17 protein-coding genes and 1 other RNA gene are annotated in these 18013 nt (G+C 56.2%); 13 read left to right on the forward strand and 5 right to left on the reverse strand.

What is annotated here, in order from left to right; translation table 11 throughout:
• Nucleotides 1–454 precede the first annotated feature (454 nt).
• From C8N45_RS20420 to C8N45_RS20440, 5 genes are all read left to right on the forward strand, one after another.
• Nucleotides 455–1381: a hypothetical protein gene (locus C8N45_RS20420; protein WP_108388464.1), complete on the forward strand. Its 927-nt coding sequence runs from the start codon at nucleotides 455–457 to the stop codon at nucleotides 1379–1381.
• 329 nt (nucleotides 1382–1710) lie between these two features.
• Nucleotides 1711–2079 carry a hypothetical protein gene (locus tag C8N45_RS20425; RefSeq protein ID WP_133176024.1) on the forward strand — a complete coding sequence of 123 codons (369 nt, stop codon included), beginning with the start codon at nucleotides 1711–1713 and terminating at the stop codon, nucleotides 2077–2079.
• Nucleotides 2080–2082: 3 nt separating this feature from the next.
• Nucleotides 2083–2349, forward strand: coding sequence for a hypothetical protein (locus tag C8N45_RS20430; protein ID WP_114427871.1), 267 nt, complete (start codon nucleotides 2083–2085; stop codon nucleotides 2347–2349).
• Nucleotides 2346–2576 (forward strand): ankyrin repeat domain-containing protein, encoded by a 231-nt coding sequence (locus C8N45_RS20435; protein ID WP_108388470.1) that lies wholly within the window; start codon nucleotides 2346–2348, stop codon nucleotides 2574–2576. The genes C8N45_RS20430 and C8N45_RS20435 overlap by 4 nt, the downstream gene beginning before the upstream one ends.
• 390 nt (nucleotides 2577–2966) lie before the next feature.
• Entirely contained in the window at nucleotides 2967–3443 is a 477-nt protein-coding gene (locus tag C8N45_RS20440; protein ID WP_108388604.1) for a protein-tyrosine phosphatase family protein, read from the forward strand.
• Nucleotides 3444–3614: 171 nt separating this feature from the next.
• On the opposite strand, the gene rsgA is transcribed toward C8N45_RS20440, so the two are convergent.
• From rsgA to C8N45_RS20455, 3 genes are all read right to left on the reverse strand, one after another.
• On the reverse strand, nucleotides 3615–4649 hold the full coding sequence (gene rsgA, locus C8N45_RS20445) for a ribosome small subunit-dependent GTPase A (protein ID WP_245882784.1): 1035 nt from the start codon (nucleotides 4647–4649) through the stop codon (nucleotides 3615–3617).
• 182 nt (nucleotides 4650–4831) lie between these two features.
• An RNA gene (gene ffs, locus C8N45_RS20450) (signal recognition particle sRNA small type) lies at nucleotides 4832–4929 on the reverse strand.
• Between the two features lie 38 nt (nucleotides 4930–4967).
• A complete protein-coding gene (locus C8N45_RS20455) occupies nucleotides 4968–6842 on the reverse strand; it encodes a bifunctional 2',3'-cyclic-nucleotide 2'-phosphodiesterase/3'-nucleotidase (protein ID WP_108388472.1) in 1875 nt (624 codons plus the stop codon).
• Nucleotides 6843–6931: 89 nt separating this feature from the next.
• Here C8N45_RS20455 and nudC point away from each other — a divergent pair, with 89 nt between their 5' ends.
• Together nudC and C8N45_RS20465 are read left to right on the forward strand one after the other, a co-directional pair.
• Entirely contained in the window at nucleotides 6932–7882 is a 951-nt protein-coding gene (nudC, locus tag C8N45_RS20460) for an NAD(+) diphosphatase (RefSeq protein ID WP_108388474.1), read from the forward strand.
• A 43-nt stretch (nucleotides 7883–7925) separates the two neighbouring features.
• Nucleotides 7926–8390, forward strand: coding sequence for an SRPBCC family protein (locus C8N45_RS20465; RefSeq protein ID WP_108388476.1), 465 nt, complete (start codon nucleotides 7926–7928; stop codon nucleotides 8388–8390).
• 21 nt (nucleotides 8391–8411) lie between these two features.
• On the opposite strand, the gene C8N45_RS20470 is transcribed toward C8N45_RS20465, so the two are convergent.
• Entirely contained in the window at nucleotides 8412–9260 is an 849-nt protein-coding gene (locus C8N45_RS20470) for a prephenate dehydratase (RefSeq protein ID WP_108388478.1), read from the reverse strand.
• A gap of 120 nt (nucleotides 9261–9380) precedes the next feature.
• Here C8N45_RS20470 and C8N45_RS20475 point away from each other — a divergent pair, with 120 nt between their 5' ends.
• From C8N45_RS20475 to C8N45_RS20495, 5 genes are all read left to right on the forward strand, one after another.
• A complete protein-coding gene (locus C8N45_RS20475) occupies nucleotides 9381–9902 on the forward strand; it encodes a c-type cytochrome (protein WP_108388608.1) in 522 nt (173 codons plus the stop codon).
• Between the two features lie 170 nt (nucleotides 9903–10072).
• Entirely contained in the window at nucleotides 10073–11992 is a 1920-nt protein-coding gene (locus C8N45_RS20480; protein WP_108388480.1) for an extracellular solute-binding protein, read from the forward strand.
• 11 nt (nucleotides 11993–12003) lie between these two features.
• Nucleotides 12004–13080, forward strand: coding sequence for a microcin C ABC transporter permease YejB (locus tag C8N45_RS20485; protein ID WP_108388482.1), 1077 nt, complete (start codon nucleotides 12004–12006; stop codon nucleotides 13078–13080).
• On the forward strand, nucleotides 13077–14270 hold the full coding sequence (locus tag C8N45_RS20490) for an ABC transporter permease (RefSeq protein ID WP_108388484.1): 1194 nt from the start codon (nucleotides 13077–13079) through the stop codon (nucleotides 14268–14270). Before C8N45_RS20485 ends, C8N45_RS20490 begins: the two co-directional genes overlap by 4 nt.
• Nucleotides 14267–15865 carry an ABC transporter ATP-binding protein gene (locus C8N45_RS20495; RefSeq protein ID WP_108388486.1) on the forward strand — a complete coding sequence of 533 codons (1599 nt, stop codon included), beginning with the start codon at nucleotides 14267–14269 and terminating at the stop codon, nucleotides 15863–15865. The genes C8N45_RS20490 and C8N45_RS20495 overlap by 4 nt, the downstream gene beginning before the upstream one ends.
• Nucleotides 15866–15890: 25 nt before the next feature.
• Here the strand turns inward: C8N45_RS20495 and C8N45_RS20500 are convergent, their stop codons facing one another.
• The gene (locus C8N45_RS20500; protein ID WP_375342485.1) at nucleotides 15891–17375 is read right to left on the reverse strand and encodes a D-alanyl-D-alanine carboxypeptidase family protein; all 1485 of its coding nucleotides are present in this window, start codon (nucleotides 17373–17375) and stop codon (nucleotides 15891–15893) included.
• A 282-nt stretch (nucleotides 17376–17657) separates the two neighbouring features.
• On the opposite strand from C8N45_RS20500, the gene clpS reads away from it, so the two are divergent.
• Nucleotides 17658–17999 carry an ATP-dependent Clp protease adapter ClpS gene (gene clpS, locus C8N45_RS20505; RefSeq protein ID WP_108388488.1) on the forward strand — a complete coding sequence of 114 codons (342 nt, stop codon included), beginning with the start codon at nucleotides 17658–17660 and terminating at the stop codon, nucleotides 17997–17999.
• Nucleotides 18000–18013 lie beyond the last annotated feature (14 nt).

Below are 18013 nucleotides of genomic sequence, written 5' to 3' on the forward strand. Positions count from 1 at the left end.
ACCGCCAGCACGCCGCATAATCAAACCAAACAGATGAGCCAAACTCTCTCTTAGGTTCGGACGCTCTTGGTCCCAAAAACCCTGACGACGGACAGGCAGCACAGTGAGATAACTGTGCTGAACCGCTTGGGGCGGCCACCGTTGCGGTTTCGCGGGCACTGCCTGGCGCACCATGTTGTGACAGATGGTGATCGAGACATTGAAATTGCCTTGTGGGGCAAACCAAAGGGTGACTTCGTGCTGTCACATTCCTTGATTGCCGAAGGGTTGATTGGCACGACCGCGGTCAGCCTTCGCTCTTTGAGCGATGTCACTAACAACAACTATCGACAGTTTGTACAAAGAGCGGAAGTTTCGCCAGACATTTGCCGTATTGGCGGGAGAAGCGCTGGCCTACTGGGACGCTGAATATGTCACCCCAAACCGATAAAACCCAACAGCAGGGGCCTTAGAAATGAGTGAACAGAATTATCGTAGCAAGGCCCGGTCCGTGCGTGACGAAGCCCGCGCGACTTTGGCCGCACTTCGCCAGGAACGCATTGACAAGCGTAGGATCGGCAAAATCGCTCGGTCAACTCACACGGTTACCGACCCGCCGGACGGCAGTCTCGATGATGCAACAGACTTGAATGCGGTGGAAGGCTTTGCCAATGCCCATATGCGGCCCGCCAAGCGTAATGCGACGACCAAGCCTGACGTTGCGTTCTACCCGGAACAAGATGACGGTGCTCGTCAAGCCTGTGACCAGAAAAATGTTGCGCCACACCCGTTAACTGATCTTGGGGATGAAATCGATATTGCGTTTGAAGGGGGGGCTGAGCCCTTCATCATCAAAGAAGGCTTTTCAGGCAAAGACATCGCGCCCGAAACCGAACCGCCCGGTTGCGGCACCGAAGGTAGTGGCGGTCGTGCTGCCGAGGTGCTGTTACCGGCTGATGACACTGCCCAACAAGAAGCCGATACAGCGCATGACACGGGCCACGTGGTGCTGGTGGAATCCGACGCCGGGAACGGCGATGCGACCGGCTATGATGAGAACCCAGACAGCGTGAGTGACCAACATCGAAAGGGTTATCCGGACAGTTCTGGTGCGGACGCGGTCGTGGGGCGTGATGCTGGGGATCAGACGCCGGAACAAGGTGAAAGCCGTGGAGAACAGGAAACGGTCAGCGAACAGGCATCAACCAACCTGTACCAACTACCTGGTGCGGGGGCAGGGCTGATTTGGATGCTATCCGAATGCGGAATTCATTCGCTGGAAGACTTGGCCCAGACGGATGTTGCATCATTGACAAAATGTCTCGGGCTTGTCGGACAGATCCTTGACGTCAAAGTCTGGGTGGAGTTTGCCCAATCAAAAGAGGTGTCATCAGGGGCTTGAACCATTGTTTGCGCTGATTTCAGTGTGCGCAGGTTTAAGTGAAGAAGTTTATTTTCGCTGACGTCCGAAAGCAACGAAAGGCAACCGTTTCTTTCTGGCACGCTGGCGGTGTAACGAATGCGGGTCCCGCACCTATGAGAGTGGGTCTGCTGGCTTGCCAGCTTGTAAAAGCACGGCATGAAGGTCCGCGTGTAAATTGGATGCTGGGCTGCAATCATGATTGGCGGATCGCGTGTCGCACCCAATAACGATTTTGAGATATCCACATCAGGGGTCGTTCTCATTCGCCCGATGCAGTGGACCGGCGGTCGCATTTGGTGAGGAAGCCGATGGCTGACGATCTAGATCGCTCGTGCAGGCAAGCGACAAGACTTCCCAAGCAATGGGAACTTGGCATGCGCCTTGCGATTGCGCGGGTTGATCATATCAATCCACGTAGAGGCGGCCTAAAGCATGGGTATTTTCTGCGTGTCACTTCCCTCAAGCGGAATTTGAGCAGTTGGCCACAACTCAAGACGGCGTTGGCGATCCACGGAATTGACCGCGCAGCGGAATTGCGGCGTCTTAGAATATCCCTTTCCAAAATGCTGGACGTCTGGCCAGAGCAAGAAGCCGATTTGGTGGCGACGGCGGCGCTGTTGGTCCACCACGGTGCCGACGCCAATGATTGTTTCGCCGTTGAACAAGGCGGGGTGTAAGAATTGTGGGCGCTCGATCACGCGTTGTGCCACGCGGGCATCATGTCCTTGGCGCAGTGGCTTCTTTATCATGGCGCAGGACCCAATGACGGTGAATGTCTGTACCATGCGATAGAGTTGGGGCGTCCCAACGGTTTGGGCATGATGCAGGCTGCGGAAGCGAACCCGCGTGGGACAAATGCGCTTAAGGGCGCGATGGTCAACCTTGATCTGGTAATGGTCAAGATGCTGCTGGACGCGGGGGTGGACCCGAACAAAGACGACGCATGACCGCCTTCCATCATGCAGCATGGCGTGGATGCCCATCCGAAATCTGCCAGCTTTTGCTGGAGGCCGGCGCAGATCAAACGATCATGCGCGATGGGGTCGCGATCTATTCGGCAGTTCGTGCATATCGTCACCAAGCATTGGTGGCATTGCTGTATCCATCGGCACTCAGCGATGTTGAGGAATTACCTGCGTTGGCCGCCGCAGTTACGGTACCGGGCCTGAGCTAAATCAATCCCGCCTATGTGCCCATCCGATATTGCATCTGGATGGTGAGAACCCGCATTTGCGGTCGTGGTTAGGCCTTCGGGGTGCATTGGGACAAGCCCGATGAATTGGGCTTGACACCCGCTCAGATCACCTGTTGGGAAGCCACGCGCTATTTCTTGTGCCCTAACGTGAATTTTTGCATGTCAATGGTTTAGGAGGGATGCTTCTGTCGACTATTATTCACTGCACGGAGAACCGCCCGCTCCGAACGCGGGGCGACCATCTTGGCTGTCTGCGACTGGCGTTGGGGCAGGGGGGCGCGTTACCAGAGAAAGCGAAAAAATCTTCAGGTTTACCAGATGTGCCGGACGGGGGAAATGCACATCCGGGCCAATTTTCGGGGCATGTTGTTGTCTGAATTTACAATCAATTGTCTGCCTGTCGGCAAGGGAGAATTGGCCATCACGCCGATCCCCGGACGGGCCGCGCCAGATGGCCTGGCATGGCAGCGGCTTATCGGTTGGCGTCCCACTCTGGTGATCAGCATGACAGAACAGACAGAGCTTGATCGTTCGGGGATGGCGTCGCTCGGGGCCGACCTGGCACAGCACAAGATTGCATGGATGCATGCGCCGGTGCCCGATCTTGGCACGCCGGACGGGCTGGATTGGCCCTTGCTGCGGGATCATGCATTGGGTCAGCTGGCTTCCGGCGGTCGCGTACTTGTGCATTGTTTCGCAGGCTGCGGGCGTTCGGGTATGATGGTCCTGCGGCTAATGATAGCCGCAGGTGAGGCACCTGAAGAAGCGCTGGAGCGATTGCGCAATGTCCGCCCTTGCGCGGTTGAGACTGATCAGCAAATGGCCTGGGCGCAGTTGGGCTATTGACGCAGCATTGTGTTGCTTGAACAACCTGTTCGAATATGGGTACGCATGTCCGCGTCTCCTTGCCAATGCCACTTTCCGTCGTATGGGGATGGATCAAGATCCATCTTGCGGTGCTTCAAAGGGGGTCCAGATGAAAAACTGTAAGATGGGTCTTGACCCATCCCCCACTTGTCAATCGCGTCCTTTTTTTCGAGTGGCTGCGCGATACATCTTGCCCAACTTCCGGTTGCGATCACGGGCTTGAGCAATAGTTTCCGTCGCATGCTCGTTTTCACGCTTCAACTTTTTGAATCTTTTCAACCTCTCGGGGTCAACCGAACCAGACTGGATTGCCGCCTGAACGGCGCAGCCGGGTTCGCTTTCGTGGTCACAATCGCGAAACTTGCACTTCGCGGCCAGTTCGCTGATTTCGGGAAATGTCGTATCGATCCCATAGGCCACATCTGCGACCCCAAGCCCGCGCATGCCGGGCGTGTCGATTAACCAGCCGCCCGTGGGCAAGTGGTGCAGTGATCGTCCCGTCGTTGTATGCCGTCCGCGCGCGTCGTCTTCGCGAATGTCTCGCGTCAGGGCGGAGCCGCCGGTGAGCGCATTCGCGATTGTCGTCTTACCGACGCCTGATGATCCGGTCAGTGCCACCGTCTGGCCTGTGTCGCACCAGGGGCTCAGCCGCTCAGTGACATCAAGACCTTTCGCGTTTATTGCCAAAACCGCAAGGTCACGGCCCAGGGCCCGGGCCTGATCCACGAATCTGTCAGGATCATCTGTCGCATCGGCCTTGGTCAACAGGATGACTGGCGTGATCATCGCATCATGCGCAAGCGCCAGATAACGTTCCAGCCGCGCGGGATTGAAATCATTGTTGCAGGATGTCGTGATGAAAAGCGTATCCAGATTTGCCGCGATCAGTTGTTTTTCGCCGGTGTGATATTCGGTCCCGCGGCTCAGTTCTGTCTTGCGGTCCAGCACACGGACAAGTCTGTGCTGTGCCGGGGCTGCCAATACCCAGTCACCGACGGCCACAGCGGCCGTCGTGATGCCCGGGTCAAGGGTCAATTCCAAAGTGCCATTCTCGGATAATCCTGTCACCCGGTCGCGGTGTACCGTGCTGATCCGGATTGGCGTCAGAGCTTCAAGCTCTGCAATATCGAGTTGAGACATGAAAAAAGGCGACCAGCCAAGGTCAACGCGTGTGATGTCTGTCAAGGATCAGTCCTCGTCAAATGGAAACAAAAGGCCGGTCGCCTGACGCGACCAGCGTGAACCGGACGAGATAACGGAAATACTTTCAGCGCACCCAAACCGGGAGGGACAGTTTTACAATCATTTTTGTCCTCCTTCGTTCTTATCGGTGCCTTTTACACAGTCCTGCAATGCAGAACCATTTAAGGTGAGAGGCTGACAACGACCCAAGCGGGGCTCGTTATGGCTGCTTCCTTCCGGACCTGACCAGGTTGGCGAGGCGCTCGCCCGCGCCAACCTCTCAGTTTTGATATAGGCCGCCCGCGGCGTCAGTGCAAGACGTCAGAATGTAATCCGAAAAAGATCAAAACCGTCCGTGCCGGGGCCAATGTGACTGATCCCGTCGACCAGGTGATGTTTGGCTGCCGGCGCGGAGTTGAAAACCGCACTTGTGTTCGGCAAATGCGCAAAGCTCCATGTGTGGCTTTCTCGAATTCTGATTGTGTCGCTGCGTTGAAGATACTCAATCAGAATGTCGCGTGTCGACTGACTTGTTTCAAAGACGATATCTGCCTTTGGCGCGCCTTCAAAGCCGCCGCCGCCGTTGGTGCGATAGCTGTTGGTTGCAACGATAAAGCAATCATCGGCTTTGACAGGCATGCCGCCATAACACAGGTTTCTGATCCGCTTGGTGTCTGACCCGGTGCGCGCGCCGTCTGCGGTATAGGCTGCGGGGCTGGACAGATCGATTTCGTAGGTTAACCCGACAAGCGTGTCACTATTATAGCCTGCACGGTCACAATCGAGAAGCGCCTGGTCGTGCCTTCCGGGCACAATCTGACTGTAGTATGATGCGGCCCGTTCCAGCCACTCCTGAATTTGAGCACCATTGCGCTTTACGGCGCAAAGTTTGTTGGCAAATGGATAGATCGCAGCTGCGTCGCGCAATGTGAGCGGGCCGGGCGGGATATGGATGAAATGTCCCGGGCCAGCACGGCCGCCAAAGCGGTATGGTGCCGTCGCGGACAGAACTGGCGTGCCGGCGTGTGCTGTTCTCTCAAGGGCAGTGGTGACAAACGCGCGCTGCGCATCCGACAAAAGCCTTTGCGCGCCATCCGGTCCGATATTTGCAAAATAGCTGTGGATCGCTTCACTTGTCTGGGCGATTGGCCGACGGATATGCGCGACTGTCGCCGCGTGGGCGCTCTCGACTAAACCGCTTAGCTTTTCCTGCAATGGGCCAGACGTTTTATCCGAGCCGTTGCACGGACGCAAATAGCATTGATGGTCTTTGATGTGCCATGTGTTCTGGTCCCAGCCCAGCATCAGATCAATGACACCGAGCCATTTGCCAAAAAAACCGGCCATCACTGCTGGTTTGCCATGCAATGTTCCGGCTTTGGCATCGACGGCGGTGCTGCGGTGTTCATTGTTGCCGGGGAAAAGTTCATGCGTATGGCCGGTCATGACGACATCGATGCCTGCCACCTCTGCCAAGGGGACAGCCGCATTTTCCATTCTTGGCGTGTGGTCCGCGGCTCCGATGCCAGAGTGACAAAGAGCTACTATTATATCGGCACCAGCGGCCTTTATCCGGGGCACGACGGCGCGGGCTGCATCCACGATGTCTGTCGTCTCAATCTGGCCGGCCAGGTTGGCATTGTCCCAATCCGTGATTTGTGGAGTAACGAAGCCGGTCACGCCGATCCGGATGGTGCGGGTCTGCCCATCGTCACAGGCAAGCTCTCGAGCGATAATGCTGAAATCTGTTGCGATTCGGGGCGGTGTTAATTCAGCGACATTGGCACAGACCACCGGAAATTCGGCGTTTTTCAAAGCGTTTTGCAGGAATTGCAGCCCGTAGTTGAATTCGTGATTGCCCAAAGTCACCGCATCGTACTGTAACGTGTTCAGCGCCGCGATCATCGGATGCGTGGTCATAGTTGACTCGCTTTCCACAAGGAAATCAGCGAGTGGATTGCCTTGTATGAAGTCGCCATTGTCGAACAGCAAGCAGGGCATCGCAGGGTCGTTCTTGTACGCGCTGATGGTCTCGGCAAGCTGGACCAGGCCGGAGCGATAATCAGGCGCATCAGAGAAGTAGTCATAAGCCAACAACTGCATATGCAGGTCGGTTGTTTCAAGCAGTCGCAGCCGCGCTGTCGGACATCCATCAACCCGGGCTGACTGTCCCGAGAGGACCAATTCACTCACCATTTAACAACTATAAGCTGAATGGGGACGATTGCCACAGACATCACCGGGAAAAAATTGAACTCTTTCTTTGAACATGTCATTTGCTCGGGATGAAAATTGCAGAATACGTTACTTTTGGTGGCTCCAACCTAGATCGCGCAGCGGAATGCCGGGGTCAAGCCACTGAGTTGGCCCTTGATCCGGAGGCAAGGGCCATCGTGCTTTGGCGCGGTAAGGTGCTGACAAAAAAAGATGAATTGGTGCGTGTCTCGTTGGACCATCCGGTGCTTGATGACGCCAGTCCTGATCAGGTTTTTCTGGGACGTGACGAGAGCGGTCCAATTTTCGGGGCAGACCTATCCGGGTGGACACCGCCTGACATGGATGATGCCGCATTTGACAGTTTTCTGGATGCGACACATCAGCGACATCCTGCGGTGGCAGACGATGCCGTGTTTGCCGAATTGCGTACGATTATGATCGCGCTCAGCCTTCGCGATGCTGAGTTGGCTGCAACCGCAAAGGCCGTTTTGGGCTGGCACTTGTCGCACAAATATTGTTCGCGTTGCGGTGCCTTGTCGGATTTCTCGATGGCAGGTTGGCAACGCAATTGCACTGCATGTGGTGGCCATCATTTCCCACGTACTGACCCGGTTGTGATTATGCTGATTACACATGGCAACGCGGTCTTGCTGGGCCGATCGCCGGGTTGGCCCGATGGGATGTATTCCTGCCTTGCCGGTTTTGTTGAGCCGGGCGAGACGATTGAAGCCGCCGTGCGCCGCGAGGTGTTTGAAGAGGCAGGGGTACGTGTCGGGGCGGTGACTTATCTGGCCAGCCAACCATGGCCGTTTCCGGCGTCGCTGATGATCGGATGCGCAGGGGACGCACTGGGCACCGACCTGACGATTGATCCTGATGAGATTGAAGATGCCCGGTGGGTCAGCCGAGAAGAGCTGGCACAGGCGTTTTCGGGGCATCACCCTGACATTCTTCCGGCCAGAAAGGGCGCAATTGCGCATTTTCTTTTGCAGAATTGGCTGGCCGATACACTGGATTGAAACCGTTTGATGTTAGGTCGCCACAAAGTCAGAAGGTCTTGAGATGAAATTCAGCACGCGTGAGGACGTCGAAGCGCCGATTGACTATGTCTATCAACAGGTTAGTGATTTTGCCGGATTTGAACGGCGTGCGCTGCGACATGGCGTGAATATTTCAGCGCATCAGGGGGGCCAGATCGATGTTGGGTCCAGCTGGGATATCGCCTTTCCATTTCGTGGGAGAGAACGGCGGATGCAGGCAAAGATAGCGACCATTGATCCTCCCAGCGGTTACAGGGTCGATACCGAATCGGACGGAATGACTGTTGTGACAACGGTGGATCTTGTGGCGCTTTCGCGGGGCCGCACCCGACTGTTGGTCGCGATGGACCTGCGCGCCCGGTCATTGACCGCGCGGCTGTTGCTGCAATCTATGAAGCTGGCCAAGACGAAACTGACGAAACGGTTCAAGGTCCGCGTTCTTGAGTTCGCCGAAGACATTGAAGATGATTTTCGTCGGGACATATAGCCGCAAGCTCGGGTCCTGATCCTAGCGCGCGCCGCTCTTCATTCTGCGCGCTGCGGCGGGGTAGACGCCCATGACGTGCAAGTGATCCGTGAAATAATCAAGTTCTTCCAGCGCACGTTTTACGCCTGGATCGTCAGGGTGGCCCTCGATTTCCGCATAGAATTGAGTCGCCTTGAAGGTGCCGCCGACCATGTAGCTTTCAAGCTTGGTCATGTTGACACCATTTGTGGCAAAACCGCCCATTGCCTTGTAAAGGGCGGCCGGAATGTTGCGTACCCGAAAAACAAAACTGGTCATCATGCCGTGTTCACCCCGATGCCGGTAATCGGGTTCGCGGGCCATCACCAGAAAACGCGTGGTATTATTGTCGACGTCCTCGATGTGCCGCGCAACCACATCCAACCCATAGATTTCCGCGGCCAGTTCAGAGGCCAGCGCGCCGACCGTCATGTCAGTGCCTTCCGCCACATCGCGCGCTGCCTTTGCGTTGTCGGAACTTACATGAGGCGCAATGTTGTGATCGCGCAGGAATTTCCCGCATTGCGGAAGAATCACCACATGTCCGTATGCGTCCGTAATCCGGTCCAGCGAAGCCCCCTTGCGGGCGAGCAGGTTGATATGCACACGTACGAAACTTTCGTTCACGATATGCAAGCCACTTTCAGGCAGAAGCGAATGCACGTCGGCCACCCGCCCGTAGGTGGAGTTTTCGACAGCAATCATGCCAAGGTCGGCCGCGCCGTTGCGCACGGCTGTAATGGCATCGTGAAACGTGGGGCAAGGCAATGGATCATACGCAGGGCAGGTCTCTACGCAAGCCTCGTGACCATAGGCGCCTAATTCCCCCTGGAATGCGATTCTTGCCGTCATGATCCCGTGTCCCTGCTGCTACAACATAAAAATGGGCGTTAGGTCGCGCCACTACACCTTGCAACCCGACGTGGGAAGCGGATAGATAACCGCAAAACTTTGAACGGAATGGAACGCGACATGTTCGACACAATGACGATGACCAAAACTGTGGGCGCTCTCTGCGGGTCGCTTCTGGTTTTCCTTTTGGGCGGCTGGATGGCTGAACTGATTTATCATAGCGCCGAAAGTCACGATGGTGAACATGCGCAAGCGTATGTCATCGAAGTCGCTGGCAGCGAAGCGGACGAAGAAGAAGTTGTCGAAGAAGTCGATTTTGCCGTGGTCATGGCATCTGCCAGTGTGGAAGATGGCGAAACACTGTGGCGCAATTGCCGGTCCTGCCACGCGCTTGAGGCTGGCAAACACGGCACAGGCCCCGCGCTATACGGTGTCGTGAACCGTCCTGTGGCGCAATATGACGACTTCAACTATTCAGGTGCGCTTGCTGCGGTCGCTGAAGTTTGGACACCTGAAAATCTCAACGGTTTCCTCGAAGATCCAAAAGGCTGGGCGCCTGGTACGGCCATGGGCTACAACGGGATGCGCAAGATCGAGGATCGCGCAAACCTGATCGCCTATCTGGAAACCGTTGGCGACTAATTAACTTGGTTAACCGATGATGAAAGGGCCGCTCGTATCGAGTGGCCTTTTTTGTGAATTGTTACAGTCTGATCACTGCCAAATGACGCAGTATTGGGTTGAATGTTTGCCATCCTGTCTCGTAGCTTCATCTATAGGATAAATCGTTACGCCTAGACCCGGAGAGATTGATGAAGAATCGTCACACATCCACTGCTTTCGCACCGTATCGCAACAAGCAGATCAGACAATTTCTACAAGGGTCTCTGCTTGGACTCGGGGCTTTTTTTGCCGCTTCCGCACTCTTTGCAGAAGGGCACGAGACGATCATTGAAACCCACGCCTTTTCAAATTTTGGAGAGGTGAAGTACCCCGCTGACTTTCCGCATCTGGACTATGTGAACCCTGATGCGCCCAAGGGCGGTGAAATCGCGCAATGGGCGCAGGGGACATTCGACAGTTTCAATAATTTTTCGCGCAAGGGCGTGGCGGCGGCGTTGAACAGCCTGCCTTACGAAGGAATCCTGACGGGAACCGCAGACGATCCCTACGGTGCCTATTGCTACATGTGTACAACGATGGAGTATCCGGAAAGCCTTGACTGGGTGATCTTCAATCTGCGTGATGACATCACCTTTTCCGATGGTCGGCCACTGACGGCCGAAGACGTGAAGTTCACCCACGAACTCTTCATGGAACAAGGGATTACCGAGTATCGCAATGTCGTCCAGACATTTGTCGAGAGTGTCGAGGTGCTTGGCCCCTATGAGGTCAAGTTCAATTTTGCCCCCGATGCCCCCCGCCGCGATGTGATTGGCGTGGCCGGTGGTGGAAGCGCGCTCTTCTCCAAATCGTGGTTCGAGGAAACTGGCACCCGTTTGGATGAACCCAGAACAGAGCCGTTTTTGGGCACAGGTCCCTATGTGCTGCAAAGTGTCGATATCGGCCGCCAGATCATCTATGAGCGGAACCCGAACTGGTGGGCCAGTGATTTGCCGATCAATGTTGGTCGGAATAACTTCGACACGATCCGTGTCGAGTATTTCGCAGATAGCGCTGCCGCCCTCGAGGGGTTCAAGTCCGGAGCCTATACCTTCCGCAATGAAAACTCGTCCAAGGAATGGGCGACCAGCTATGATTTTCCGGCGATGCAAGACGGGCTGGCTGTCAAGAAGGAACTGCCCGACGGTTCGATTGGCTATGCGCAAGCTTTTGTTTTCAATCTTGATAGCCCGAAATGGCAGGATCGCCGCGTGCGGCAGGCAATCGGCCTGATGTTCAATTTTGAATGGTCAAACCAAACGTTGTTTTACGGGCTCTACGAGCGGGTGAATTCCTTCTGGGAAAACTCTGATCTTGAGGCGACGGGCGTGCCAACCCCGACAGAAGTCGCCATTCTTAAGCCGCTGGTCGATGAAGGTCTGCTCGACCCGTCCATCCTGACTGATGAACCGGTGATGGCCCCGACATCAAGCTCTGCGGACCGACCGCTTGACCGGCGCAACCTGCGTGCGGCGTCTGCTCTGCTGGACGAAGCCGGTTGGGTGGCCGGTGATGACGGGATGCGGGCAAAGGATGGTGTGCCGTTGGATATGGTGATCTTGTCGACCAGCCCCGCTTTTGACCGGATCATCAATCCTTATGTCGAAAACCTCAAACGGCTTGGCGTGAATGCGATACTCGACCGGGTTGACCGGTCGCAATATGTCGACCGCCGCCGCAGTGGTGACTTCGATATGGTGGGCCATGGGTTCGGTATGGGTTTTGAGCCGGGCACAGGCTTGCGCCAATGGTACGGGTCTGAAACGGCTGACGACAGTTCACGCAATCTGATGCGTTTGCGCAGCGAAGCCATCGACAGGCTGCTCACCGTGGTGATTGAAGCGAAAACGCTGGCCGAATTGAAGCCAGCGGTCCATGCACTGGACCGTGCCTTGCGCGCTGAAGGATTCTGGGTCCAGCAATGGTTCAAGAACAAACATACGGTGGCCTACTACGATATGTTCCGTCACCCCGAAGAATTGCCGCCCTACGCCTTGGGAGAGCTGGATTTCTGGTGGTATGACGCAGAAGCGGGCGAGGCGTTGAAAGCCGCTGGCGCGTTCCAGTAGGGCCAAAGAAGATGGGCGCCTATATCCTCCGACGGCTGCTGCTGGTCATTCCGACCTTGCTAGGCATCATGATTGTCAATTTCTCGCTGATCCAGTTCGTGCCCGGTGGGCCGATTGACCAGATCATCGCGCAACTGGAAGGTGGCGGTGATGTGTTCGAGGGGATTGCCGGCGGCGGCTCTGAACTGACCGGAGGCACTGAGGACAGTAACTATGTCGGCGGCCAAGGACTGCCCAAGGAGTTCATCGAAGAACTCGAGCGTGAATTCGGTTTCGACAAGCCACCGCTCGAGCGTTTCCTGACCATGATGGGCAACTACCTGCGCTTTGATTTCGGTGAAAGCTGGTTCCGCAAGATCAGCGTGTTTGATCTGGTGATGGAAAAGATGCCCGTGTCGATCACGTTGGGGCTATGGTCCACGCTAATTGCCTATCTGGTGTCGATCCCGTTGGGTATCCGGAAGGCTGTGCGCGATGGTACGCCCTTTGACACATGGACCTCGGGGGCCATCATCGTCGGCTACGCGATCCCTGGTTTCTTGTTTGCGATCCTGCTGATCGTCCTGTTTGCGGGCGGTTCCTACTGGCAGTGGTTCCCCCTGCGCGGCCTGACCTCAACCAACTGGGAAGACCTCAGCCTGTTTGGCAAGATCATCGACTATTTCTGGCACATCACGCTGCCTGTGCTGGCCTCGACCATCTCTGCCTTTGCGGTTTTGACCCTGCTGACCAAGAACAGCTTTCTGGATGAAATCAAAAAGCAATATGTCATTACAGCCAAAGCCAAGGGGTTGTCAGAACGGCAGGTCATGTTCGGTCATGTGTTCCGCAACGCCATGCTGATCGTGATTTCGGGCTTTCCGGCGCTTTTCATTGGCGTGTTCTTTGGTGGATCGCTGATCATCGAGACTCTGTTTTCGCTCGATGGCTTGGGGCGTCTGGGGTTCGAGGCCGCGGTTGCGCGCGACTATCCGGTTGTGTTTGGCACGCTCTTTGCCTTTTCGCTGATTGGGTTGATCGTCAGCATCCTGACCGACCTGACCTATGTGTTCATCGACCCGCGTATTGATTTTGAGGCCCGCGGATGATGCGCTTGTCCCCCCTGAACAAACGCCGCTGGCGGAACTTCAAACGCAATCGGCGCGCCACATGGTCGCTGATCATCTTCGGTATCCTGTTCGGCCTTTCGCTCTTTGCGGAGTTCATCGCCAACGATAAACCTATCCTTGTCAGCTACCGCGACGAATTGCGGATGCCGATTTTCAGCTTCTATTCCGAACAGGACTTTGGCGGGGATTTCCCGACCGAGGCAGGTTATAAGGATGTCGAAGTCGAATGTCTGATCGTAACCGGCGGTCTGGTTGACTGCTTTGATATGCCAGAGGAACTGATCGCCGCAGTCGACGCGGGCGAAACCATTGATATCGATGGGTTTGAAGCGGGATGGGTGCTGTGGCCAGTGATCCCCTATTCCTACAATACCATCGTTGATGTGGGCGGCGTGGCCCCGGCCCCCCCGTCGGAAACAAACTGGCTCGGCACCGATGACACCAAACGTGATGTCGTCGCGCGGGTGATCTATGGCTTCCGACTGTCGGTGATGTTCGCGCTGATCGTTACGGTCGCCTCTTCGATCATCGGCATTATGGCGGGCGCTGTGCAAGGTTATTTTGGCGGCTGGACTGACCTGATCTTTCAACGGTTCATCGAGATTTGGACAGGCACGCCGTCGCTTTATGTGATCATCATTGTCTTCGCGATTTTGGGGCGCAGTTTCTGGCTGCTTGTATTCTTGACAGTGCTGTTTGGTTGGCCCGCGCTTGTGGGGGTCGTCAGGGCGGAATTCCTGCGTGCCCGCAATCTGGAATATGTACGCGCGGCCAAGGCGCTGGGCGTGCGCGACCGTACGATCATGTTCCGGCACATGTTACCCAACGCGATGGTGGCGACGGTCACGATGCTGCCATTCCTTGTGACAGGGGCAATCGGCACGCTGGCATCGCTTGACTTTTTGGGCTTTGGCTTGCCGTCCTCTGCGCCGTCGCTGGGTGAAATGACATTGCAGGCAAAGCAAAACCTGCAAGCCCCCTGGCTTGGCTTCACCGCCTTCTTCACCTTTGCGATTATGCTGTCATTGCTGGTTTTCATCTTTGAAGGGGTCCGCGATGCATTTGATCCGCGCAAGACGTTCGTGGCGGATGGCAAGGTTGAAGAAGACCCGAGCGCGTTTGCAGACCAGACAGCCGAAGTTGCCGCGACAGGAACCGACCAAAGATGAGTGATCCTTTGTTGAAAGTGACTGATCTGCGCGTCGGATTCCGGCAGGATAGCCAGACCACCCATGCGGTGCGCGGGGTATCGTTCGAGGTTGCGCGCGGGGAAACTGTTGCCCTTGTCGGTGAATCCGGGTCCGGCAAGTCTGTGACGGCCTTGTCCACAGTCCAGCTGCTTGCCGATAGCGCGGTCATGGCCGGGTCCATCACCTATGACGGGGCTGAGATGGTCGGCGCGGACGACGCGGAATTGCGCCGGGTGCGCGGCAATGACATCAGCTTTATCTTTCAAGAGCCGATGACCTCGCTCAACCCGCTGCACACGCTGGAAAAGCAATTGGCGGAAAGCATTGAATTGCACCAGGGGATTCGTGGCCCGGCCGTACGCACACGCATCATTGAACTGCTTGAAAGGGTCGGGATCCGCGACGCTGAAAGCCGCCTTGGGTCTTATCCGCATCAGTTGTCAGGCGGTCAGAGACAGCGCGTGATGATCGCTATGGCACTGGCAAACGGGCCGGATTTGCTGATCGCGGATGAGCCGACAACCGCACTGGATGTCACCATTCAGGCCCAAATCCTTGACCTGCTGGCGGACCTCAAATCCAGCGAACAGATGTCGATGTTGTTCATCACCCACGATCTGACCATCGTGCGCAAGATTGCCGACAGGGTCTGTGTGATGAAAGATGGTGAGATCGTCGAAACTGGCCCCACCGCAGAGATTTTTGGAAACCCGCGGCATCCTTACACGCAAATGCTCTTGGCTGCGGAATCTACCGGGGTACCGACAGCAGTACCGCAAGATGCGCCAGTCGTGCTGGAAACCGAACAGGCAAAGATATGGTTTCCCATTCATGCGGGTCTTTTGAAGCGCACCGTTGGGCATGTGAAGGCTGTCAACAGTGCCACCCTGACGGTTCGTGCTGGTGAAACGCTGGGCGTGGTGGGCGAAAGCGGATCAGGCAAGACCACACTGGCTTTGGCGGTGATGCGGCTGATTGCGTCCGAAGGGCGGATCGTGTTTCAAGGAAATGATATCCATGCGTTGAATCAACGCCAGATGCGGCCGCTGCGCAGTGAAATGCAGATCGTGTTTCAGGACCCGTTTGGATCGCTGAGCCCGCGCATGACTGTGGCTGAAATCATTGCCGAAGGACTTGGCGTGCATGGTGTGGAGCCGGGGCGCAACCGGCGTGACATGGTGGCCGAGATCATGGGCGAGGTAGGGCTTGATCCCGACATGATGGACCGTTACCCGCACGAATTCTCGGGCGGTCAGCGCCAGCGGATTGCGATTGCGCGTGCGATGATCCTGCGGCCCAAGCTGCTGATTTTGGATGAGCCGACCAGCGCGCTGGATATGACCGTGCAAGTCCAGATCGTACAGCTTCTGCGTGACTTGCAGCAGAAATATGCGCTGGCCTATCTGTTTATCAGCCATGACCTGAAGGTCGTACGCGCGCTGTCACACAAGGTGATGGTGATGAAGCAGGGCGATGTTGTCGAAGCAGGGGATGCGGCGATGATCTTTGATAATCCGCAGACAGATTACACCCGTGCACTCATGGCGGCCGCCTTTGAAGGCGAGGTTGCTTAGGGTCACGACCCTAAGCAACCTCGCCTTAGCTTTCGGACCCAAGCATAAAGCAGGTCGTGCCGCGGGCTTGCAGTCTGCGACAGGCCAGGTCGGCACCCTCGCGCGAAAGTCCCATAAAGTTCGCGTCAAACCCGCCCGACCGCTGCACGACACGGCGGAGTGATCCGTCAAGTGTGCTCATCTCGTTCAGTGCCACCCGCAGTAAAACGCGTTCTGCGTCATAGCGGCTGTTGTAGCGGCCAACATTGATCCCCCAATGACGTCCACCGGATGTAGAGACACGGGTGATAACCTCAGGCTCGACCGGCGCGACATTTGTAGGAAGCTCTGCCGCGGCAAAAGTCTGCGGGGCCTGTGCGGGGCGTACCTGTGGCTTGACTGCCGGAGCAGGGCCCGCGTCAGCCATCCTGACTGGTGTGACGGGCGCGCTGACTGACTCTCCCAGTGCCTCTGCGATGGCAGAATCAACGGCCTCTGCAATCACGGCGTCGATGATGCCTGGATCAACAGCGGCAACCAAGGCGGCATCTGCCGGGGCTTGCGGGGATGGTCGGGCGACCGGACGGATACTTGTCTTGACCAGTCCGCTGACGCGCACGGTTTTGCCAACGGCCCGCGCGCTGGATGCGCTTGCATTGTCGGACGGGGTGGCGGCAGGCGGGTTTGGACGCCGGATGCGCGCCTGTGAGGGTGCACGGTTAAAGCCCATGTCCATCAGTTCAGTAATGCGGGCATTGCGGGAGCTTGTTGATTTGCCCCCGAATACTGTGGCAATGACACGTTCTTGCCCGCGTTGGGCGGACGCGACAAGGTTGAAGCCCGCCGCGCGGGTATAGCCGGTTTTGATCCCGTCACCACCTTCATAGCTGTCCAACCAGCGGCGGTTGGTGTGACGCACGGTGGCAATTCCGGCATTGGCCTGACGTCGTGAAAACAAGTTGTAATACTGTGGAAAGTCGTAAATCACGTGACGCCCCAGAATGGACATGTCTCGCGCGGTCGACATATGGCCCGATTGGGTCAGTCCGTGTGCATTGCGGAACGTGGTATTGCGCATACCCATTGTAACGGCGGTCCGGTTCATGCGTGTGGCAAACGCGGCCTCGGACCCGGAGATGGCTTCGCCAATGGCCGTGGCCGCGTCATTGGCAGATTTGACCGCCGCCGCGCGCAGCAGATAGCGCAGGGCAATCGACTGACCAGCGCGCAGGCCCAGTTTCGAAGGCGGCTCTGACGCGGCATTGCGCGAGATTTTCACCTGCGTGTCCAGCGTGATTTCGCCCCGCTGAACCGCCTGAAACGCAATGTAGAGCGTCATCATTTTCGTGAGAGACGCAGGGTGCAGGCGGGTATCGGCATTGCGCGAATGCAGAACCTCGCCGGTGCGGGCGTCCATCACCATTGCGGCGTAGGGCGCCGCTTGTGCGCCAATAGGCGCGACAAAACAGGTTAAAAGAAATGCGAATAAATACAGCCCGCGTAGGGCCAACTGTCCCGGACGACTTGCCACGTCGTATGCCTCTTTTTCTGCCTCTGGTCCCGAATTTTTTCGGTGACCTTATTGTTATGAAAATAGTTTAGCACAGGTCTGCTATTCAGAAAACATCTTAAATTCAAAGGTTTTCAGGGTGATCGTAAAGCAACGCCACCAGATATGGTGGCAAACCACCTGTCATACACATATATGCGCATGCCATTTGCTCACAATGCTGTGGAGACGCTTTCTTAATCTATGGGCTTTTCACTAGGGGTGTGTGCCTTATATATACCGCTAATCAGATAGGGCGATTTGATGTTGGCAGAAATCTACATGATGGCAGACAAGAAGGGCGACGATGACGGCGACGTCGGTGTCGTGCTTGAGACGAAGCCGAAGACAAAGCGACCGCCGCTTTACAAGGTGATGATTCTGAATGACGACTTCACCCCGATGGAGTTTGTTGTGCATGTGTTGGAACGATTCTTTGGTTTATCACATGCACAGGCGTTCGAGTTGATGTTGACCGTTCACAAAAAAGGTGTCGCCGTTGTTGGTGTCTTCAGTCACGAGATCGCGGAAACCAAAGTGGCGCAGGTGATGGACTTTGCCCAGCGGCACCAGCATCCGCTGCAATGCACGATGGAGAAAGAATAGCGTATCGGCTATTC

It is taken from the genome of Yoonia sediminilitoris (genome assembly GCF_003058085.1).
Taxonomy (GTDB): domain Bacteria; phylum Pseudomonadota; class Alphaproteobacteria; order Rhodobacterales; family Rhodobacteraceae; genus Yoonia; species Yoonia sediminilitoris.